General features: G+C 70.6%; 18 protein-coding genes, 1 tRNA gene and 1 pseudogene. 11 read left to right on the top strand and 9 right to left on the bottom strand.

Annotated features, from left to right (window positions below; translation table 11 throughout):
• The first annotated feature begins 63 nt into the window (after positions 1-63).
• The 3 genes from ACFYY8_RS20320 to ACFYY8_RS20310 are packed head-to-tail and all read left to right on the top strand — an operon-like array spanning position 64 to position 2,899.
• Positions 64-822, top strand: a complete 759-nt coding sequence (locus tag ACFYY8_RS20320) for a class I SAM-dependent DNA methyltransferase (protein WP_390042984.1) — start codon at positions 64-66, stop codon at positions 820-822.
• The gene (locus ACFYY8_RS20315) at positions 822-1,814 is read left to right on the top strand and encodes an iron-containing redox enzyme family protein (RefSeq protein WP_390042983.1); all 993 of its coding nucleotides are present in this window, start codon (positions 822-824) and stop codon (positions 1,812-1,814) included. Before ACFYY8_RS20320 ends, ACFYY8_RS20315 begins: the two co-directional genes overlap by 1 nt.
• Positions 1,811-2,899, top strand: a complete 1,089-nt coding sequence (locus tag ACFYY8_RS20310) for a glycosyltransferase (RefSeq protein ID WP_390042981.1) — start codon at positions 1,811-1,813, stop codon at positions 2,897-2,899. Before ACFYY8_RS20315 ends, ACFYY8_RS20310 begins: the two co-directional genes overlap by 4 nt.
• Here ACFYY8_RS20310 and ACFYY8_RS20305 read toward each other — a convergent pair.
• The 4 genes and pseudogenes from ACFYY8_RS20305 to secA2 form a co-directional block, all read right to left on the bottom strand.
• Positions 2,863-2,985 (bottom strand): annotated as a pseudogene (locus ACFYY8_RS20305) (hypothetical protein); the annotation flags it as partial. The gene ACFYY8_RS20310 and the pseudogene ACFYY8_RS20305 sit on opposite strands and share 37 nt — an antisense overlap.
• A 114-nt stretch (positions 2,986-3,099) precedes the next feature.
• On the bottom strand, positions 3,100-5,535 hold the full coding sequence (locus ACFYY8_RS20300) for a penicillin acylase family protein (RefSeq protein ID WP_390042979.1): 2,436 nt from the start codon (positions 5,533-5,535) through the stop codon (positions 3,100-3,102).
• A gap of 96 nt (positions 5,536-5,631) precedes the next feature.
• Positions 5,632-6,435 (bottom strand): helix-turn-helix transcriptional regulator, encoded by an 804-nt coding sequence (locus ACFYY8_RS20295; protein WP_352010458.1) that lies wholly within the window; start codon positions 6,433-6,435, stop codon positions 5,632-5,634.
• A gap of 66 nt (positions 6,436-6,501) precedes the next feature.
• Positions 6,502-8,712, bottom strand: a complete 2,211-nt coding sequence (gene secA2 / locus ACFYY8_RS20290) for an accessory Sec system translocase SecA2 (RefSeq protein ID WP_390042976.1) — start codon at positions 8,710-8,712, stop codon at positions 6,502-6,504.
• A gap of 169 nt (positions 8,713-8,881) precedes the next feature.
• On the opposite strand from secA2, the gene ACFYY8_RS20285 reads away from it, so the two are divergent.
• Together ACFYY8_RS20285 and ACFYY8_RS20280 are read left to right on the top strand one after the other, a co-directional pair.
• Positions 8,882-9,241, top strand: coding sequence for a VOC family protein (locus ACFYY8_RS20285; protein ID WP_390042974.1), 360 nt, complete (start codon positions 8,882-8,884; stop codon positions 9,239-9,241).
• A gap of 274 nt (positions 9,242-9,515) precedes the next feature.
• Positions 9,516-10,379, top strand: a complete 864-nt coding sequence (locus tag ACFYY8_RS20280; RefSeq protein WP_390042972.1) for a DMT family transporter — start codon at positions 9,516-9,518, stop codon at positions 10,377-10,379.
• Here ACFYY8_RS20280 and ACFYY8_RS20275 read toward each other — a convergent pair.
• Complete coding sequence (locus ACFYY8_RS20275; protein ID WP_390042970.1) at positions 10,376-11,509, bottom strand: FAD-dependent oxidoreductase; 1,134 nt, start codon at positions 11,507-11,509, stop codon at positions 10,376-10,378. The two genes, ACFYY8_RS20280 and ACFYY8_RS20275, sit on opposite strands and share 4 nt — an antisense overlap.
• A gap of 89 nt (positions 11,510-11,598) precedes the next feature.
• On the opposite strand from ACFYY8_RS20275, the gene ACFYY8_RS20270 reads away from it, so the two are divergent.
• Positions 11,599-12,177, top strand: a complete 579-nt coding sequence (locus ACFYY8_RS20270; protein WP_390042968.1) for a TetR/AcrR family transcriptional regulator — start codon at positions 11,599-11,601, stop codon at positions 12,175-12,177.
• A 68-nt stretch (positions 12,178-12,245) separates the two neighbouring features.
• Here ACFYY8_RS20270 and ACFYY8_RS20265 read toward each other — a convergent pair whose 3' ends face one another.
• Together ACFYY8_RS20265 and ACFYY8_RS20260 are read right to left on the bottom strand one after the other, a co-directional pair.
• Positions 12,246-12,854: a GNAT family N-acetyltransferase gene (locus ACFYY8_RS20265; protein WP_390042965.1), complete on the bottom strand. Its 609-nt coding sequence runs from the start codon at positions 12,852-12,854 to the stop codon at positions 12,246-12,248.
• 9 nt (positions 12,855-12,863) lie between these two features.
• The gene (locus ACFYY8_RS20260; RefSeq protein WP_390042962.1) at positions 12,864-13,526 is read right to left on the bottom strand and encodes a TetR/AcrR family transcriptional regulator; all 663 of its coding nucleotides are present in this window, start codon (positions 13,524-13,526) and stop codon (positions 12,864-12,866) included.
• 115 nt (positions 13,527-13,641) lie between these two features.
• On the opposite strand from ACFYY8_RS20260, the gene ACFYY8_RS20255 reads away from it, so the two are divergent.
• From ACFYY8_RS20255 to ACFYY8_RS20235, 5 genes are all read left to right on the top strand, one after another.
• Positions 13,642-14,451: an SDR family NAD(P)-dependent oxidoreductase gene (locus ACFYY8_RS20255; protein ID WP_390042959.1), complete on the top strand. Its 810-nt coding sequence runs from the start codon at positions 13,642-13,644 to the stop codon at positions 14,449-14,451.
• A gap of 168 nt (positions 14,452-14,619) precedes the next feature.
• Entirely contained in the window at positions 14,620-15,381 is a 762-nt protein-coding gene (locus tag ACFYY8_RS20250) for a nuclease-related domain-containing protein (protein ID WP_390042957.1), read from the top strand.
• 120 nt (positions 15,382-15,501) lie between these two features.
• Positions 15,502-15,575 (top strand) — tRNA-Lys (locus ACFYY8_RS20245).
• Between the two features lie 311 nt (positions 15,576-15,886).
• Positions 15,887-16,267 carry a hypothetical protein gene (locus ACFYY8_RS20240; RefSeq protein WP_390042955.1) on the top strand — a complete coding sequence of 127 codons (381 nt, stop codon included), beginning with the start codon at positions 15,887-15,889 and terminating at the stop codon, positions 16,265-16,267.
• The gene (locus ACFYY8_RS20235; protein WP_390042953.1) at positions 16,264-16,716 is read left to right on the top strand and encodes a DUF5946 family protein; all 453 of its coding nucleotides are present in this window, start codon (positions 16,264-16,266) and stop codon (positions 16,714-16,716) included. Before ACFYY8_RS20240 ends, ACFYY8_RS20235 begins: the two co-directional genes overlap by 4 nt.
• 118 nt (positions 16,717-16,834) lie before the next feature.
• Here ACFYY8_RS20235 and ACFYY8_RS20230 read toward each other — a convergent pair whose 3' ends face one another.
• Both ACFYY8_RS20230 and ACFYY8_RS20225 read right to left on the bottom strand, forming a co-directional pair.
• Complete coding sequence (locus ACFYY8_RS20230) at positions 16,835-17,287, bottom strand: pyridoxamine 5'-phosphate oxidase family protein (protein ID WP_390042951.1); 453 nt, start codon at positions 17,285-17,287, stop codon at positions 16,835-16,837.
• A gap of 119 nt (positions 17,288-17,406) precedes the next feature.
• Positions 17,407-19,554 carry a hypothetical protein gene (locus ACFYY8_RS20225; protein WP_390042949.1) on the bottom strand — a complete coding sequence of 716 codons (2,148 nt, stop codon included), beginning with the start codon at positions 19,552-19,554 and terminating at the stop codon, positions 17,407-17,409.

Here is a 19,554-nt window from a genome sequence, read left to right as displayed (position 1 = left end):
CGACACCACTGTTTTCGCAGGTCAAAGAGGGGGCAGCCTCTAATCGAGGGAACGGGGGCTCCCATGGCGCAGATGTTCGACCCGTCCGCGTACGGCCGTGCCGTCGCCGACGTCTACGACGGCGTCTACGGGACGACCATTCCCGACGCCGACACCGAGGCCGCGGTGAACCGGCTGGCGGAACTCGCCGACGGGGGACCGGTCCTGGAGTTCGGCATCGGCACGGGACGGCTGGCGCTGCCGCTCGCGGCACGGGGACTGGTCGTCGCGGGCGTGGACGGCTCCGCGGAGATGGTGCGGCGGCTACGTGCCAAGCCCGGCGGCGACCGTGTCCCGGTGACGCTGGGAGACTTCGCCACGACCCGGGTCGAGGGCGAGTTCGGCCTGGCCGTCCTGGCGATCAACACGATCTTCGCGTTGCCCTCGCAGGAGGCCCAGGTCGCCTGTTTCCGCAACGCGGCCGCCCACCTGCGCCCGGGGGGCCGGTTCGTGGTCGAGGCGTGGGTCCCCGATCCCGGGGCGTTCAGGGACGGTACGGCGCTGCGTCTGCTGTCGCTGAGCGAGGAGAGGGTGCTGGTCGAGGCGGCGCGGCTGTCGGCCGCCGACCAGATGATGTACACGACGAAGGTCAACCTGACCTCGGACGGGCTGAGGTTGCTGCCCGCCAACCACCGCTACGCCTGGCCCGCCGAGCTCGACCTGATGGGACTGCTCGCAGGCATGGAACGTGAGCACCGCTGGGCCGGCTGGGACGGCTCTCCCTACACCGACGACAGCCACTCGCACGTTTCGGTCTACCGCTCGGCCCCAGGGAGGCCGTGATGCGCCTGCCCGCGCCACGAGGGCCGGTCACCACGGTGCTCCTCGAACGGCTCACCTGTCCGCCCCACGCGTTCGATCCGCCGTCCCTCGGTGTGGAGGACGACGAGGACCTCCAGCTCGCGCTCTTCATCTGTTACGAGCTGCACTACCAGGGGTTCGAGGAGGTCGACGACGCCTGGGAGTGGGAGCCGTCGCTGCTGGCGGTCAGGCGGACGCTGGAACGGCGCTTCGAGGAGTGGCTCGCGCGGGCCGTACCGCCTCCCACGACCGGGGAGCCGGAGCGGGTCTGCCGTGTCCTGACCGATCTGGTCGCCGAGGCGGAGGGGCCGCCGCTCGCGGCGTTCCTGGAGAGGAAGGCCGGTCCGGACCAGTTCAGGGAGTTCGTCGTCCACCGCTCGATCTACCACCTGAAGGAGGCCGACCCGCACACCTGGGCACTGCCCCGGCTGTGTGGCCGCGCCAAGGCGGCCCTGGCGGAGATCCAGGCCGACGAGTACGGCGGAGGCCGCCGGGAGCGGATGCACTCGGAGCTGTTCCGGGCCACGATGCGCGGGCTGGACCTGGACGACTCCTACGGCGCCTACCTCGACCGGGTGCCGGCGATCACGCTGGCGACCGTCAACCTCATGTCCCTGTTCGGCCTGCACCGCGCGCGCCGGGGCGCCCTGCTCGGGCACCTGGCGGTCTTCGAGATGACCTCCTCGCTGCCCAACCTCAGGTACGGCCGGGGCCTGAGGAGACTGGGCGGCGACGCGACGGCCTGCCGCTTCTACGACGAGCACGTGCTGGCCGACGCCGTACACGAGCAGATCGCCGTGCACGACATGTGCGGCGGGCTGGCCGCCACCGCCCCGGCCCTGACCGGCGACATACTGTACGGCGCCGCCTGTGCCCTGACCCTCGACCGCCTCTTCGCCGAGCACGTCCTGGACCGCTGGACCAGGGGGACCACGTCGCTGCGCGAGGCGAGCCTGGCGGTGGGGAGCCCGTGACGGACCTGGACTACGTGCTGCCGCTACGCTGGGAGGACGACTCGGGCCTGACGGAGCTGACCGGCTACCTGCGGTGGCTGGGGCGCCGGGTCCGCGTCATCGTCGTCGACGGCTCCCCGCCCGCGCTCTTCGACCGGCACGCCGCCCTCTGGGACGGCCTCCTTCTGCACGTGCGGCCTGACGCCGACCTCGGCTTCGCCAACGGCAAGGTCAACGGGGTGATCACCGGGATGCGCCTGGCCCGCGCCGAGCACGTGGTCATCGCCGACGACGACGTCCGTTACGGCGCGGCCGAACTGGCCAGGATGGACGCCCTGCTGGAGACGGCCGACCTGGTCAGGCCGCAGAACCACTTCGACCCGCTGCCCTGGCACGCCCGCTGGGACACCGCTCGCATGCTGCTCAACCGTGGCTTCGGCGCCGACTACCCGGGCACGTTCGGGGTGCGCCGGTCGGCCTTCCTGAAGATGGGCGGCTACGACGGGGACGTGCTGTTCGAGAATCTGGAGCTCATCCGCACGGTCCGCGCCAACGGCGGGCGCGAACGCCGCGCGCACGACCTCTACGTCCGCCGTCTCCCGCCCTCCGCCGGGAGATTCTGGTCCCAGCGTGTACGGCAGGCCTACGACGACCTGGCGCAGCCGCCCCGGATGCTGTTCTTCCTGGCCGTGCTGCCGGTGTCGGCCGCCGCCCTGCTGCGACGCAGGTACGGGGCGGTGCTGGCCGGCGCCGCCGTCTGCGTGGGGGTGGCGGAGATCGGCCGTCGCCGGGCGGGTGGCCGACGGGTCTTCCCCTTCACCGCCTCGTTGTTCGCCCCGGTGTGGGTGCTGGAGCGGGCCGTCTGCAGCTGGCCCGCTCTGGTGGCCCGGTTCCTCTGCGGCGGGATCCCCTACGCGGGGCACCGGGTGCTGACCGCCGCGCATCCGGTTCGCGGGCTCGCGGAACGCGCTCAGAGGTCGGGTTCGCTCGTGGCCCGGAACCCGGTGGACTTGTGCGAGCCGTCGCAGAACGGCTTGGCCGAGGAACGCCCGCAGCGGCACAACGCCACCGTTGCCCGGCCGGGATCGATGACCTCCCCGTCCTGAGTCGTCAGCGTGAACGTCCCCCGGAGCAGCAGTGGCCCGTCCTCACACGTGGTGATTATGGCGGGATAGTCCGTTTTGTGACCCATGGTGGTTTTGTGCCCGGTGAGGCGGACGGAAAACGCCGACCTCCGGCGGTGGAAGCGGGTGAGAAGGGGAAGGGCGACAACGGACCGGACGTACGGGCGCCGGAGACGCTCGGATCAGCCGGTTATGCGCAGGGTCTTCAGACTTGGAGCGGCCAGCACGTCAGGTTCGCAGAAGCGGGAGCGCACCCAGCGTTTCTCGGAGAACAGCCTCGTCTGATCGCTGAAGTGCGGTGAGGTGGGGTCGGCCGACTGGGAGTAGGTGACGAGCGTGCGGGCGTCCGGACAGGAGGTGCCGTCGAAGGCGACCGCCTGGACGTAGCTCGACCCGGAGACGACCTCGTTCTCCCCCCTGACGGGATCCCAGGCCATCTCCATGAAGTTGTAGACGCCGATGTTGTCGCGTCCACCGGCCCCGGGCAGGGGGATGCGCTCGCCGTTGCGGGTGACATGGTGGTGCTCGCCGTACGGCGCGTCCAGCGGGATCCTCGCCCGGCGCAGCTCGGCCACCGCGTCGCCGAGTGCCCGGCGGACCCCGGCGTTGCCGACGTTGAGGACCCGCGGGGTCCGCACCGGGTCGGAGGGGTCGAAGGGCACCTTCCACAGGTCCCTGTCGGGCACTCTGAGCCAGTAGCGGGCGAACAGCAGCGCGCCGCGGCTGGTCACGTCGGCGCGGCCGTCCCAGCGGGCCAGGACCCGGCAGGCCTCGCGCACGTCCACCGGTCCTTCCGCGGCAGGGGCCCGGCCGCCGGGCAGCGCCCGGCACATCCGCACCGTGTCGCGCAGGGCGAGCTCGGCGGCGTGGACCCGGTTGGAGGTCAGCAGCTCCTGGAGGTCGCCGATGCGGAACCGGCCACGCCTGAGCCGTTCTCCGATCGCCACGGCCCCCATCCTGGCCCGCGCGCCCTGTTCGTGACGCTCCTGACCGACCACCCTGGGGAAGCCCTCAAGAGGCTGGGCGGGGTTGGTCATCCAGTGGGGGTTGTTGGAGTTGGCGACGTAGTCGTCGCGCCGGAGCACGGGCAGGCGGTTGGGCCCGAACGTGCCGGGGGACAGGGCGGTCGGGTCGTCGCCCCAGACACACTCGCGGCGGGAGCCGTCCAGGACGGGAACGCCGTTCTCGGCGAACAGCCGCCGCCCGGCCTCGGTGCCACACCGCCTGGCCAGGTCGTCGGGGACGTTCGCCAGTGGCTGGATGCCGGCGAACAGGGTTCTGCCGCGTGAGTCGGCTGCGACGGTGTTGACCCAGGGCAGTCCCTGCGTGGTGCGCAGCGCCGTGAGCAGGTCGCCGGTTGTGCGGGCCCGGTCGAAGGCGAACCAGGTGTTGAAGGTCCGCAGGTTGTCGGCGTTGGCGTCGCGCATGGCGTAGGCGGTGCCCGCCGTCCACGGCAGCAGCGTCGTCACCGGGCCGTACCGCGTCGACCAGAACGTCCGCTCGACACGGGAGACCCTGCCGCCGGGCTCCTTGACGTCCACGGCGACCACCCGGCGGGTCATCCGCTCGGGTCTGCCCTCGACGAAGTAGGTGGTGGGGTCGCCGGGCTTGAGCTTCAGTTCGAACAGGCCGAACGTGCCGGTCGCCGCCGAGACCGTGTGGCTCCAGGCGACCGTCGCCGTGTGACCGAGCGCGACCACGGGAAAGCCGAGGATGGTGGCCCCGGAGACGTTGAACACGCCGGGCACGCTGAGCTGCGACTGCCACATCCGTCGTCCGCCGTGCCAGGGGTAGTGCGGGTTACCGAGCAGCATGCCCCTGCCGTTGACGGTCGCCGCGCCGCCGAGCGCGACCGCGTTGCTGCCGAGGCCGGTCGCCCGCGCCGGTGAGGCGAGCGCGGTGACGGCCTTCCGCCCCCGGGGCCGCCCGGAGGCCTTCCCCGGCCCCGCGGGCTTGGCCACGGCCGCACCGGGCGGGGGTTCCGCCGAGGTGAGGGTCTCGGAGAAACCGGCGTGGCCGAGAGCCAGCGAGAAGGCGTACGCCAGGCGGTAGGCGTCGATCTCGGTGATCGGGCGGACCCAGGACGCGCCCCGGCAGGCGGGGTCGGTGACCCGGCCCTCGGCCAGGTGCTTGTTGTATCCGGCGACGAAGCCGCGCACGAGCTCACGGACCTCGGGCCGCGGGCCGTACGGCGCGGGCCTGGCGAGCAGGCGCCGGAGGGTGTCGTCCGAGACGAAGGCGCGGAAGAAGGCGTCGCTGGAGAGGTTGGTCGTGGCGCCGGAGAGCTGGCCGGTCGGGGCGGCGTCGGGACCGAGGTGGCGTGACCTCTCGCCTCGCACGGTCAGGTACGCGTCGGCGAGCACACAGGTGTTGTCGCGGGCCTGCGCGTATCCCTGGCCGAAACCCGCTCCGGCCAGGTCGTCGGCCGTGATGTGCGGGATGCCGTACTCGGTGTATCTGATCGTGGCGGCGAGGGGCCGACGACCGGTTCCCGTCCGGTCGGTGATTTTCTGGTCCGGCTGGACCGGCGGGGGCGTGGAGACGGGCGTCGCGTTGACGACGCCGGGAACGACCAGGGCGAGAGCGAGGACCGCCTTCGCCATGGAGAACGGGTGCATGGTGTTGGACCTCCTTGGAGACCACAGGATTTCCAAGGGGCCGTCGTCGCAGATACGGCCAAAAGTGTACGGCCGCGTGTGACGAAAGTCGCGGGTTCAGTCCGGATGGTGCTGGTGTTGCAGGTAGGCGGCCGTCTCCGGGTTGGCGGGGAAGTAGGCCTCGATGGCCAGCTCGGCGACCGTGATGTCGAGCGGCGTGCCGAAGGTGGCCATCGTGCTGAAGAAGGCGAGTTCACGGTAGCCCCTGCGGATCCTGAGCGGGATCACGATGTGACCGGGGCCCGGCCGGTCGATCTCGGGGACCGGCTGGTCGCAGGGGTAGTCGTCCAGCTCCCGCCAGAGGGCGCCGAGCTCCGGGTCGGCGGTGAGGCTGATCTGACGGCGTAACCGGTGCAGCAGGTGGGCCCGCCACTCGCCCAGGTTGATGATCCGCTGGGACATCCCCTTGGGGTGCAGGCTCAGCCGCAGCACGTTGACCGGCGGGACGAGCAGCTCCGGGGCCACGCCGCGCAGCAGCAGCCCGGTCGCGGAGTTGCGGTCGACCACGTTCCAGCGCTGGTCGACGACCACCGCGGGGTACGGCTCGTGCCCGCTCAGCACCTGGCCGAGGGCCTCGCGCACCGAGGCCATCTCCGGAGAGCTGAGCGGTGTCTCCGAGTAGACCGGCGCGAACCCCCCGGACAGCAGCAGGTGGTTGCGCTCGCGCAGCGGCAGGTCGAGCTCCTCGGCCAGGCGCAGGATCATCTCCCGGCTCGGTTTCGAGCGGCCGGTCTCCACGAAGCTCAGGTGCCTGGTGGAGATCTCGGCCTGGAGGGCGAGGTCCATCTGGCTCATCCGTCGTCGTTCCCGCCACTGGCGCAGCAGTTCACCGACTGGGCGGGACACGCTGGTGGTGGTCACAATTAACACGATATCGGGGGCAAGTTGGCAAAACCATTACCCACTGCCCCCGGGGAGAGCGGCGTGTCAGCGGCGGCGGACCTTGGTGACCAGACGGTTGAGGATGCGCTCCCACTCGGTGCCGAAGGGGTTCTCCTGGACGAGGTAGGTCCAGGTGGCGGTCGGCCGTTTGATGCCCGCCTCCTCGTGGTCGAGACCGTCGGCGGTGATCGTGGCCGCCTCGAACGTCTCGATCGAACGCGACTCGACCTCGGCGAGCATCCGCTCGTAGGCGGGCTTGGCCTCCTTGTTGAACTCGTCGATCGGGCTGAGACGGCCGAGCGCGCGCAGGTGGATGCCCTCGCGCAGTTCGGCGAGGTAGGCCAGGTGGTCGGCCCACGAACGGTCGAGGTGGAAGAGGACGATCTGCCTGGCGGCCTCCTTCAGCACCTCCTCCCCGACCGTCTCCTCAAGGGAGGACCACCGCTCGGCGGCGGCGGAGGCCAGCGCCTGGCTCGCGGAATCGCCGTGCAGGACCTTGCCGCGGAGTTCGAGCACCTGGCCCCGGTGCTGTTCGAGCAGCCGGGTGTAGCGCCAGGTGTTGCGGTGGATCTCCATGTCCACCCCCTCGGCGACCCGCTGGGCGTGGCCGACGAGACCGTGGTCGGGCACGCCCCTGGCGTACTCGTCGGCCACGTAGTGGGTGATCAGGTCGTCCTCGCCGCTGACGAAGAAGACCGAGCCGCCGGGGTCGCCCTGACGCCCGGCCCGGCCGCGGAGCTGGTCGTCCAGGCGGCTGCTGGTCTGCCGCCCGGAACCGATGACGTACAGCCCGCCGAGCTCCTCGACTCCCTCACCGAGGCGGATGTCGGTGCCGCGCCCGGCCATCTGGGTGGAGACCGTGATGGAGCCGAGCTCACCGGCCTTCGCGATGATCGAGGCCTCCTCGGCGTCGTTCTTCGCGTTGAGGACCACGCACTCCAGGCCACGGCCGCTCAGGGTCAGTGAGAGACGCTCGGACTCGGCGACGTCCAGGGTGCCGATCAGGATCGGCCGCCCGGTCGCGTGCACCTCGACGATCTCCTCGACCAGGGCGCGGTCCTTGTCCATCCGGTACTCGAAGAGCCGGTCGGGGGCGTCGGTCCGCACGCAGGGCCGGTTGGGGGGGACCACGGCGACCTTGAGGTCGTAGAACTCGCGGAGCTGGTCGCCGACCGCGACCGCGGTCCCGGTCATGCCGCACCGCTGCGGATAGCGGGTGATCAGGCCCTGCACGGTGATCGAGTCGAGGATCTCACCGGTCGCCGAGGGCGACAGCGCCTCCTTGGCCTCGACCGCCGCCTGCAGGCCGTCCGGCCAGCGCTGCAGCAGCGCGACCCGGCCCCGGGACGGGTTGATCAGGTGCACCTTGCCGTCGCGGATGATGTAGTCGACGTCCTTGGCCAGCAGGGCGTGCGCGTGCAGGGCGAGGTTGACCTCGGTCAGCGTGGCCGGGGTGTCGTAGAGGTCGATCCCGAGCGCCTGCTCGACGGTGTCGATGCCCTTGCTCGTCAGGTGCACGTTGCGCGCCTGGTCGTCGAGCTCGTAGTGGTAGCCCCTGACGAGCTGGCGGACCAGCGCGGCCATCTCCGGGACCGTGTTGCCCGGGTCGGTCGCCCCGGCGAGCACCAGCGGCACCCTGGCCTCGTCGACCAGCACCGAGTCGGCCTCGTCGACCAGCGCGACCTCGGGTTCGGGCATGACCAGGTCGGCCGCGTCGACGCGGGTGCGGTCGCGCAGCACGTCGAAGCCGATCTCACTGACCGGTCCGTAGGTCACGTCCTTGGCGTAGGCGTCCCTGCGCTCCTCGTGCGTCGAGGTCTGGCCGATCCAGCCGACCGAGACGCCCAGCGTCTCGTACAGCGGGCCCATCCACTCGGCGTCGCGCTGGGCCAGGTAGTCGTTTACCGAGATCACGTGGACGCGTTTGCCCTGCAGGGCGTATCCGGCGGCGGCCATCGCCCCCGACAGGGTCTTGCCCTCGCCGGTGGCCATCTCGGCGACGTTGCCGGAGAGCATGGCGAGCATGCCGACCAGCTGCACGTCGTAGGGCCGCAGCCCCAGGGTCCGCCGCGCGGCCTCCCGGACGATGGCGCAGAACTCGGTCAGGTCGTCGAGCGAGGGCTCGGGCAGTTCGTCGAGTTCGCGAACCCGATCCTCCCTTTTTCCCGCCGCGGCGACGATCCGCTCGAAGGGGGCCAGGTCGATCGACCCGGGACGTTCGAGGAGCCGTCTGATGCGCTGAGTTATCGAGGCCACGTCTCCTCCAACGCCCGTCCCCGGGTTCACGTTCCAACGAGGTTCACAACGAGCCTCACCGTACCGACCGAACGGATCTTCGTGTAGCCCGCGGGCGGAACGGCGCGTTCGGGAAAGGATTTCACAATCCTGACATGAGCTGACAGGTATGGGCGTGACGATGGGTCGCATGACAACGATCGCTCAGTTCATCGCCGTGAACATCGACTGCGCGGAGCCCAGGAAGCTCGCGGAGTTCTACGCGGCGGTCTTCGGTTACGAGGTCCAGTACTCCGAGGATGACTACGCCGCCGTCGGCGACGGCACGATGACCATCTACTTCCAGCGCAACCCCGACCGCACGCCCGCCGCCTGGCCGGGCCCGGACAAGCAGTTCCATCTGGACGTACGGGTTCCCGACGTGGAACAGGCCGTCAAGGACTACCTGGAGCTCGGGGCGACCAGGCCGGACTTCCAGCCGGGAGGGCACTGGGTCGTCCTGGCCGACCCGGAGGGCCACCTGTTCTGCGTCTGCCCGCCCCAGCAGTAGACCCGGTGGGGCGGTCCGCTCCGGAGTCTTCGCGGGGGAGGGGCCGGGGCGGGCGCCGTACCGGGGAGCGGGCGAGGTGGGGGTCACACCGCAGGGGCAGACGGTGACATGCCGAAAAAATCCGCAGAAAAGCTGACTAGAGCGGCTTTTTGTGGCCAAAATCGCTCTTGTCGCACGAGAGAGACTCCTTACCCGCCCTTGGTGCGCTTTAAGCTTGCGGGATGACCCGAGAATCGCTTCTTTACTCATGTCTGGTCGCTTCCGGTGGGTGGCGATGACCTGGGTCGGTATGTCGATCGCTCTGATCGGCGCGCTCGGCTACGCCCTCGGGGCGGCGCTCCAGCAGTTCGAGGCGGTCTCGGAAGGGGCCTCGCTGAAGCTGATGAAACGGCCCCGCTGGTGGCTCGGCGGAGTGATCGGTTTCACCGGCGCGTGCCTGCACGCGGTCGCGTTGAGCCTCGCGCCGCTGGTCGTGGTGCAGCCGATCAGCGTGGCGACGCTGGTCTTCGCGGTGCCGCTGGCGGCGGTGCTGCACGGCAGGCGCCCGCGCAGGCAGGAGATCCTCGGGTCGATCGCGGTCGCCGTCGGACTGCTCGGCCTGATGCTGCTGGTCCCCGCGCACGCCGGGACGCCCCACATGACCAACGGCCAGGCGTTCGGCTTCCTCGCCTGCGTCGGGCTGATCGTGCTGGTCACCCACCTGGCCGCGCGCAAGGCCAACGGATCGCTCAAGGCGCTGCTGCTCTCGGTCGGGGCGGGGGCGGTCACCGCCAGCGTCTCCACCTTCGTGCGGGTGGTCGGCGGCGGTCTCGAAGGTGATCTGAGCAGGTTGCTGACCTGGTTCACCGTGGCGATCCCGGTGCTGCTCGTCTGCGCCGTGGTGCTGCTGCAGAAGTCCTACGAGGTGGGCTACTTCGGCATCGCCTACGCCGCGGTCCAGGTCGTCGACCCGATCACCTCGATCCTCGCCGGGGCCATCCTGCTGAAGGAGCCCATGCCGACCGGGGTGGCCAACGTGATCCCCGCCCTGCTGGCCGCCGCGGTGCTCATCTGGGGGACCGTCACCCTGGGACGGCTCTCCCCCGACCACGGCGGAAGCCGTACGGCCGTGCGCGAACCCGCGACGGTCTCCTCCTAGCCCTGGTCGTGCGGGGGCCGCCAGCCGAGGACGTCGTCCATTGCGGTGGTCATCCGCCCGGAGGCGAACCGCCAGGTGAGCGTCGTCGCGGTGTCGCGCAGCCGTACGGCCAGCGGCCCGCGCAGCCGGGTGGCCCGGCAGATCGAGGCGGACCTGGCGGTGATCCGCGCGGTCCGTGCCAGCCTCGCCGAGGTGTAGGCGGCCAGATCCCCGTCCGTGCCCACGACATGGGCCAGCACGACGGCGTCCTCGATCGCCTGGCAGGCCCCCTGGCCGAGGTTGGGGGTCATCGGGTGGGCGGCGTCGCCGATCAGCGCGATCCTGCCCCGGTGCATCGCGGGCAGCGGGGCCGTCAGGTGGTACACGTCGTTCCTGAGCACGTCCCCGGGCTCGGCGGCGGCGAGCAGCTCGGGGATCGGGGAGTGCCAGCGGCCGAACAGGCGCAGCAACTCGGCGCGCTGGTCGCCGCCGCCGGTGCCGGCGGGGACCGTGTCGGTCGCGTAGCAGTAGGTCAGCCCGCCCGCCAGCGGCATCACCCCGAAGACTCTGCCCGCGCCCCAGGTCTCCGAGGCCTGGCCGGTCCCGCCGCCCGGCACCAGCACCCGCCAGCTGGTGACCCCGGCGTAGCGCGGTGCCGGGTGGCCGGAGAACAGCGTGGCCCTGACGGGGGAGGAGACGCCGTCCGCGGCGACCACCAGGTCCGCGCGCAGGGTCTCCGCCTCGGTGCGCACCTCGCCGCCGGGATCGGCCGCCAGGACCGTGGTGCCCAGCCGTACGGTGCCGGGGGCGAGGGCGGCGTGCAGCGCGCCGACGAGGTCCGCGCGGCGCAGCAGTACCACGGAGTCGCCGTAGCGCGCCGAGGTCTCCTCCTCGGTCGTGCGCGCCAGCCAGCTCCCGTCGGGGCGCCGCAGGCCCAGCTCGCCCCTGACCGCCGACAGGTCGCGGACCGTGTCGCCGACGCCGATCGTGTCCAGCGCGCGCAGGGCGTTCGCCGCGACCGCGAGCCCGGAGCCGACCGGTTCGAGGGCGGGCGCGCGCTCGAACACCGTCACGTCCCAGCCCTGCCGCTGGAGCGCCGCCGCCGCCGTCAGGCCGCCGATCCCCGCTCCGATCACCACAGCGCGCGCCATGTCGCACTCCTTCACTACAGGTGTAGTCACTACAGGCGTAGTGAAGGTTACTCCTCTTCCGGGGGCAACTACAACCGTAGTATTGGACGGTGAAGTCCCAACGCGCCGAGCTGATCGCGGAGACCGCCATCGCCCTGCTGGCCGAACGCGGGATGCGGGGCCTGACCCACCGGGCGGTCGACGAGGAGGCGGGGCTGCCTCCGGGGTCGACCTCCAACCTCGCCCGCACCCGCCTCGCGCTGCTCGAACTGACCCTGGAACGGCTCACCGAGCTGGAGGCCGTCACCTTCGCCGCCCTCCTCGACGACGCCGGTCCCGGCTCGCCCGAGGCGCTCGTCGAGCTGGCCGCCAGGACACTGTGGGAGCAGCTCACCGCGGGCCGCCACAGGACGATCGCCCGATACGAACTCGCCCTTGAGGCCACCCGGCGTCCCGAGTTGCGTGAGGTCTACGACCGGGCGGGCAGCCGCTTCCGAGCCCCGGCCGTCGCGGTCCTCGCCGCCGCCGGATCCCCCGACCCCGTACGGCACGGCCGCCAGGTCGTCGCGTTCGGGGAGGGCGTGATGTTCGACGCCGTCGCCGGAGCGGGAAGCGATCCGACCCTCGACGACCTCCGCCTCGGCCTCGCCGAACTGCTACGGGGAATGCTGCCCGGCGAGGGCGGGTGAGGGTACCCGCACCAGGATCGGCGTGTGCCTTACCGGTGCCGTGTGTGAGGGGTTTCGGCTTGGGGCGCTCAAGCCCTCGCGACGCCGCCAGGCGTCGCGAGGGAACACAACCTGCTGCGGTGCGCGGGCCACTCGTCGTCCAGGATGCTGAAGTAGGCGGTGTCACGCCAGGAGCCGTCGGGCCTGCGGCGATGGCGGCGCAGAACCCCCTCCTGGACGCCGCCGAGCCTGCGGATCGCCGCCTGTGAACGGAGGTTGAGGATGTCGGTCTTGAGCTGGACGCGGTTCAGGCCGAGCTCTCCGAAGGCGTGGTCGAGCAGCAGGACCTTGCAGGCGGTGTTCACCTCGGAGCGCCACACGGCCCTGCCGTACCAGGTCCAGCCGATCTCGATGCTCTCGTCGAAGCCCTGGGTGTCGATGTAGGAGGTCCAGCCGACCGCGCGGCCGGTCGCCTTGAGGATCACCGCGAACGGCACGTGGCGCCGGTCGTGGATGAGCTGCGTCACGATCGTGGCCAGTTCCGGCTCGGTGCGCGGGGTGATGGCCGGGAGCCAGCGCCAGACCTCGTCGTCGCCTCCTCCGGCGAGGAACAGGTCGGGGACGTGGGCCTCGCTCAGCGGTTCGAGCCGTACGGCTTCACCTTCGAGGGTCACGGGGGACGGCATGGTCGCGGTCATGAGACGACCTTATGACCGGTCGTGACCTGCGGGAAGGTCCACTTCCTGCGTGTCCTGGGCGACGGGTGGACCGGGCCTGCGGGGAGCCAGTCCGTACAGGAGGGTGTCGATGATCAGGGCGGCGAGGGCGTCGGGGTCGTCGGGGCCGTCGGGGGCCTGAGCCCGCACGTCGGCAGGGGAGCAGTGCACCGCCTCGCTGATCAGCGCGAGGTAGACCTGCCGGGCCCAGAGCGGGTCGGTGCCGGGGCGCAGCAGCCCGGCTTCGAGCGCGCGCGCGAACACCGCGTCGCACTTGGCCATCACCTCGTTGTGGATGCGGGTGGCCTCCTCACCGGGCGGGGGCAGGGCGCCGAGGGCGAAGCGCCAGCCGGACTTGATCTGGACCACGTTGGCGGTCGCCTGGTGCATGGCGACCAGCGGCGGCGCGGTGTACGGCCTGGCCGCGTCGACGGCGTCGCTGATCTCCTGCCAGGCGGAGGTCGCCATGGTCTCGACGAGGGCCTCGCGGCTGGAGAAGCGCCGGTGGACGGTGGTCCTGGCGACTCCGGCGGCCTCGGCGATCTGTTCCATGGTGGCACCGGGGTTCTCGCTGAGCAGCCGCTCGGCCGCCTCCAGGATCGTCCTGATGCTGCGCTCCGCGTCCGCCCGTAGCCGTCGACCTGTCGTTGCCATGCTCAGAGGCTACAGCAACGAACCATTTCGAAAGTTATCTGCAACATTGATGTTGCGGATAACTCCATAGCTGCTACCTTGATGATCCAGGAAACCAAATCGAGGGAGTTTCGTGATGAACAGCACCGCTCTCGTGACCGGCGCCTCCTCAGGGATCGGCGCCGAGTTCGCCCGTCAGCTCGCCGCGCGCGGCCACGACCTCGTGCTCGTCGCCCGCTCGGCGGAGAAGCTGGAGAGCCTGGCCGGGGAACTGCGCGGGGCGCACGGCGTGCGGGCCGAGGTCGTCGTCCAGGACCTCGCGGCACCCGACGCCTCCTCGCGGGTCGCCGAGGAGGTCGCCGCCAGGGGGATGACCGTCGACCTGCTGGTCAACAACGCGGGCTTCGGCACCGCGGGCCGCTTCGAGGAGATCCCGGCCGAGCGCGAGCACGAGGAACTCATGGTCAACGTCGTGTCCCTGGTCGGCCTGACCCACGCGTTCGTCCCCGGCATGGTCGCCCGCGGTGGCGGCGCCGTCGTCAACGTGGGATCGACCGCGGGCTTCCACGTCGCGCCCTACTTCGCGACCTACGGCGCGTCCAAGTCGTTCGTGCTCAACTTCAGCCTGGCGCTGTGGAGCGAGTACAGGGGCCGGGGGGTCAAGGTGCTCGCCGTCACCCCGGGCCCGGTCGAGACCGCGTTCTTCGACGTGATCGGCACCAGGGCCGCGGCGATCGGAGCGCGGATGATGACGCCGGACCGGGTGGTCCGCAGCGCGCTGCGCGCGCTCGACCGCGACCGGGGCTACGTCGTGCCGGGGGTGGGAAACTTCTTCATGGCCCACATCGTGCCCGACCGCCCGCGCCGGTTCTCCGCGCTGATCGGACGGCTGGTCACCAGGAAGGTCGCGGAGACCTCCGCACCCGTCGCCGCGAAGACGGCGTGACCCGGCCCTCCCCCTGGCGGGGTCCGAAGCTATCCGGCTTGTGTTAGTTCCATCACCTTTGGACGGTCCGGGGTGCCCCCAACCCCCCGCCGGGTATTTGATGACCAAGGATCTTCAACGCCGCAGATCCACGTGTCTTCCTGACCGTTCGACTCTCGGGAGTTCGCTGTGCCCGGCGGATCGATCTACGTGACGAGCGATGACCCGGTCCACGGGTTGTCCCCCCAGGTCATGTACGAGCAGTTCTGGCGCAAGGAGGCGGACCAGCGCTGGAAAATGCGCGGGCTCAAGGCCGCCGCGGGGCTGGCCGCGGGGCTGGTCATCGCCTACCGGTTCGCCATTCCCTCTCCCGTCCTCTTCGGGCTCGTGTGCGGACTGCTGGTCGGCGCGGGCGACCTGTTCTGGGCCTGGCGCTCCTACGAGGCGACCGCGGTCTGGCGGGGCAGGCGCCGAGGCGAGACCATCACGGGAAGGCGGCTGCGCCGCAGCCTCCGCAGGCGCGGCTACCGCGTCCTCGACGGCCGCGCCGTACCGGGAGAGGCCTCGATCGACCACCTGGTCATCGGCCCCGGCGGCGTCTGGGTGGTCGACAACGAGGCTTGGTCCCCGGACACCGAGATCGCCAAGTACGGCGAGCGGCTGTTCCTCGGCGAGAAGTACGGCACATCGGTCGCCAAGGCGCTCGTCAAGGCCGCCGACTCCCTGGCCGAGGTGCTCTCCCGCGAGGCGAACATCCCCGTGACGATCGAGCCGCTGCTGGCCGTACACGGCGGCGAACTCAGGCGGACGGTCAGCGCCGAGGGGCTCACCCTGCTCAAGCCGCGCCTGGTCGCCCGCTGGATCCTGGCCGGGCCGCGCATGGAACTCGACGCGGATCAGGTCGAGGTGCTCGCCAGGACCGCGGCCCGCGTCCTGCGCAGGATGAACTGACGCTTCACCCCGTCAGCCGTGAGAGCGCGAACGGCACTTCCCGCTTGTCGCGCGGGATGAACTGACTCCCGCCGGATTACGGGCCTGTGGCCGAAGTGCGCTATCCTTCAAGGGCTTCAAGCGCCGCTAGCTCAGTTGGTTAGAGCAGCTGACTCTTAATCAGCGGGTCCGGGGTTCGAGTCCCTGGCGGCGCACAGCGAGATCACCGGCACGTTCACGATTCCGATCGTGGGCGTGCCGGTGTCGTTTCACAGGGTGGTTGGTCCCCCACATCAGCTCCATGCGAATGACCGCTCATCGCTGATCCCGTTCATGTCTCAGCCCCTGTTCGGGGCGCACGTCAGCCCTATGGCCGCTCTCGTCTGGACATGGACTCCTGCTCGACATCCCCGAGGTCGGCTGAGAGCCTCTGCTCGCCGACGGCTCGCTTGACCTTCCGGCGAGGGGAGCCCCTAGCCTCGCAGCGCATTGCTTGACATCGATGACTTCGTCATACAGGAGGGGCATGTCTGCCAGACGATGTGAAGCCTGGAGCCACGTCCTGATCAACGCTGAGCGGGCGCTGGCCGTCTCGTCGCTTGGCGAACTGGTAGCCCTGCTCCCCGATGAGCACGCCGTGACCGAGGTTCTCAACGAACACCTGGCCCAAGGGTCCGCGGTCCTGGTCCCGGAAAAGGGCTGCTGGCGGCTGCGCTACGAGTCCTCAAGCGTGCCGGCGCAAGCCGCTTTCACTTTGGCGAAGCTGGTGGTCCTGGACGACGGGTTCGCAAGAGTCAAACAATGTGCCCGATGTCGGCGGCCGTTCATCGATCAGACCTCGGCCAGGACCGGCAAGAGGTGCGCCGAACACCTACGCTCACCCGGTGAGAACAGGAGGTACCCGTGACCCGCTGCCCCGAATGCGGAGCACCCACTCGGCCTCACCCGTGTCAGGAACTCTTCGAGATCGTGCTCGCACTCGACCACTCTCGGCTCCCACCCTGGGGCTCTCTGCACGGTGTCACGGTGTCCTGTTTCCTGCTCCAACATCCCAGCCGCCTGCTCGGGGCCGCTCCAACCCGTCCCTGGACGATCCTGCACACCTACCTCGACGGAGGGCTCACCGCCGTCACCCGGCTCACCGAGCACACCCGCCGCGCCAACAGCCACCGCGACGCCCAACCCTCTGAAGCCGCCTTCGGCGCACCGGTCACCCTCATCCCGCCGCCCACAGCCTTCAGCGTCACCATCCACGACGTTGCCCAGGACGGCACGTTCCCCGCCGAAGGCTTTCCAGAACGCCTCACCGCCTGGGCAAAGGACTGCATCACCGGCTGGAGCTCTCTCAGCACCTGATGACGCGGCGGCCCTGCACCAATGATGAAGGCCGAGACCACTCCGATCCCCACTGGGCTTGCTCTGCGGATCCTCGCCGTGGTGAAGATCCATAAAACAGGCCCTGGCCGCCTTTCGGTCATCCGCGGCGGATGGTTCGTACCGGTTGGCCGGGGCGCCAGAGGCGGATGACGATCTCGTCGCCTTCGACCGAGGTGAGGACGGCCTCGTGGAGGTCGAGGCGGAAAGCGTGGAAGTCGCCGGGAGGCTCGTCGCCCGTGGTGTAGGCGAGCTTCTCGCCGGGGTCGGTGATCTCGATCGCGACCCCGGCGATTTTGGCGTCGCCGTCGTCGTGCGGGTGGGCGTGGATCGCGCACCGGCCGTCGCGTCGCAGGTCCAGGGCCTTGACCGCGCCGAGCATCGAGCCGAACGACAGGTCGGGCCCCTGGAAGTCGACCTCGCTGCCGCTCACCCTGGGGGAGCCGTCCCTGCGCAGGGTCGCGAGGACGTGACTCTTGCTCGCCTCGAACCGGGCCCTCACCACCGAGGCCAGCTCACCGGCCTCACGCTCGAACTGCTGCCATGTCGCCATCCCCGCAGTGTGGCAGCCGCCCCCGACAAAAGGTCCGGCGGCGCAGCACCGGTGAAATGGTCCTGACGAACAGGGCGTCCCGGTGAAACGGTCTCAGCGGGACAACCCGCACAGGACGGTCAGAGGATCGTGGGGCGTAGTCGTACCCAGGCGAGCAGGAGCCAGCGTCGCCACTCGGGTAACAGGACGCGGGTGAGGATCGCCTCCCTGACCGTACGGCGGCCGGGTCCCGCGGCGGCCCAGGAACGGACCACGTCCGTCAGGAGCTGACGGGAGGCCGGGCTGGGGTGGGCGGCGTCGGTGAGGGCGGAGACCAGCGCGGTACGCAGGTCCTCGCGGGCGGCCGCGGTATCCAGCCAGACACGCAGGGCCTCACCGAAGTGGGGGAACTCCCGGGTGGAGGCGAAGGCGGCACGCCAGGCGAGGGTGCAGGACGTCGGGTCGACGGGACCGGACATCTCCAGCACCGACGAGTGCTCCTCGAAGTCCAGGGAGACGGTCAGGGTCAGGAAGAGATCGGTGCCGAAGGTCGTCCGCTGCCGGACGGAGGGGATGTCGTTCCTGGTGAGGGACAGCGCCAGGATGAGGACGTGGACCGGGTAGCCGGCGGCCAGTTCCCTGGCCCAGCCCAGCAGGCGGGAGCGGAGCTGGGGGGTGCCGTTCGTGACCAGGTGGTCGACGGTCTCCAGGACCTGACGGAGTTCGGGGCCTCCGAAGGAGGGGAGCAGGTCGAGCAGGAGACGCATGGCGACGTCGAGCCTGCCGATCATGTCCGCGCCGGATCCCTGGGCCGTGCTCGCGGCCCACTTCAGCGCCGTCGAGAAGACCGCCGCCGGGTCGAGGTCGGCCAGGGCGCGGGCCACGTCGAGGACCTCAAGCCTGACCCGCTCGTCGCCGTGGGTCGCCAGGTGCTTGAGCCGGGTCATGGCGATCGACAGGTGGGTCTGGCCGAGGATCTCGCAGACCTGCACGACGGTGAGTTTCAGGCTCTGGGGCGCCTGACGTTCCCGTGACCACTCGTAGAGCTTGGTCCGCACCCGGCCGCCGACGAGGGGGTGCAGGCAGGTCTGGGTGAGCGCGATGTAGGCCAGGTCGGTGGCCGATCCGGTGGCCCAGGCCCGCGCCATCTGGGTGATCTTCTCGTACTTGTTGTATCTGGCCGCGAGGTCGGCGAACGTCCTGACGAGCCGGTGGCCGAGCGTTCTTTCGAGGGCGAGGACGGTGTCGGTCGGCAGTTTGGCCAGCCAGGAGAGCAGTTCCATCCTGGCCAGGGGGTACTCGGCGAAGACGTGGGGCAGGAGCGACTCGGCGTAGCCGTACCGGCGGAAGACGATCTGGTCCTCGTCGCGTTCGGCGTCGAGCAGTTCGCTCAGGCCGGTGGTCGGGGTCCAGGCGAGGCCGCCTCCCGCCAGGGTGATCTCCAGGTGCCTGGCCAGGGACGAGGCGGCGCCGTACACCTGGGTCTCGTCGGCGGGGGTGATCGTCGCCGCGGCGATCATCAGGGTCTGGTCCAGCAGGCCGGGGTGGGAGCCGAACCACTTGCGCAGCTCCTCGGCCCAGCCGAGGTAGGCGCGTTCGACCTCGTGCTCGTCGCCGCCCCTGCGGCTCACCTCATAAACGATCTTGGCCAGCCGGGCGGCGTCGCCGGGGGAGGCTCCCCACAGCAGCCGGGTTCCCCCGGACCAGTCCTGCCAGGGGGAGTCGAACAGGCCCCGGCGGGCGAGGTGGCTGCGGTAGACGGCGTTGGCGGGCGGCGGTTCGACGGTGACCGAGGTCAGGAACTCGGTGAGGTGCCGATGTTCGGCCGCCGTGCCGACGACGACGGCGAACCCGTTCGACGCGCGCACCGCGGCCAGGAAGGACCGCAGCCGCGAGGGTTCCTCGTCGCGGGCGCGGATCAGGTATCCGCAGGGCGTGGACGCCGCGGCGGCCTCCTCGACGTCGTCCTCCCCGGTGGAGAAGAACCGGATGCGCAGGGCCGGGTCAAGTCGCCGCAGCGCCGCGATGGCCGTGGTGACCACGCCCGCCCCCTCCGGGCCCGCCAGCGCGATGACGTGGTCCGCCGCGAGGATCTCGACGATCCGGCCGTGGTTGAAGGCGGGGATGTAGGCCCTGACCCGTTCGGCGACCTCGTCCTCGGACAGCACCATCGCGGGACGGCCGCGCACGATGGTGAGCTGGTTGAGGATGAGGTCCCGCGCGACGGTGTTCCCGAAGACGTTCTGGGAGCCGTCTCCGGTGATCGTGACGTCCTCGATCGTGGTCAT

It is taken from the genome of Streptosporangium sp. NPDC001559 (genome assembly GCF_042893955.1).
GTDB lineage: Bacteria > Actinomycetota > Actinomycetes > Streptosporangiales > Streptosporangiaceae > Streptosporangium.
This window is presented reverse-complemented; position numbering and strand designations above follow the sequence as displayed.

Coding starts and splice junctions, on each gene's coding strand:
- ACFYY8_RS20265 (WP_390042965.1), bottom strand. CDS start 12,854: ATGACCGCGACCATGCCGTCCCCCGTGACCCTCGAAGGTGAAGCCGTA.
- ACFYY8_RS20275 (WP_390042970.1), bottom strand. CDS start 11,509: ATGGCGCGCGCTGTGGTGATCGGAGCGGGGATCGGCGGCCTGACGGCG.
- ACFYY8_RS20255 (WP_390042959.1), top strand. CDS start 13,642: ATGAACAGCACCGCTCTCGTGACCGGCGCCTCCTCAGGGATCGGCGCC.
- ACFYY8_RS20280 (WP_390042972.1), top strand. CDS start 9,516: ATGACCTGGGTCGGTATGTCGATCGCTCTGATCGGCGCGCTCGGCTAC.
- ACFYY8_RS20225 (WP_390042949.1), bottom strand. CDS start 19,554: ATGACCACGATCGAGGACGTCACGATCACCGGAGACGGCTCCCAGAAC.
- ACFYY8_RS20230 (WP_390042951.1), bottom strand. CDS start 17,287: ATGGCGACATGGCAGCAGTTCGAGCGTGAGGCCGGTGAGCTGGCCTCG.
- ACFYY8_RS20300 (WP_390042979.1), bottom strand. CDS start 5,535: ATGCACCCGTTCTCCATGGCGAAGGCGGTCCTCGCTCTCGCCCTGGTC.
- ACFYY8_RS20315 (WP_390042983.1), top strand. CDS start 822: ATGCGCCTGCCCGCGCCACGAGGGCCGGTCACCACGGTGCTCCTCGAA.
- ACFYY8_RS20260 (WP_390042962.1), bottom strand. CDS start 13,526: ATGGCAACGACAGGTCGACGGCTACGGGCGGACGCGGAGCGCAGCATC.
- ACFYY8_RS20320 (WP_390042984.1), top strand. CDS start 64: ATGGCGCAGATGTTCGACCCGTCCGCGTACGGCCGTGCCGTCGCCGAC.
- ACFYY8_RS20285 (WP_390042974.1), top strand. CDS start 8,882: ATGACAACGATCGCTCAGTTCATCGCCGTGAACATCGACTGCGCGGAG.
- ACFYY8_RS20240 (WP_390042955.1), top strand. CDS start 15,887: ATGTCTGCCAGACGATGTGAAGCCTGGAGCCACGTCCTGATCAACGCT.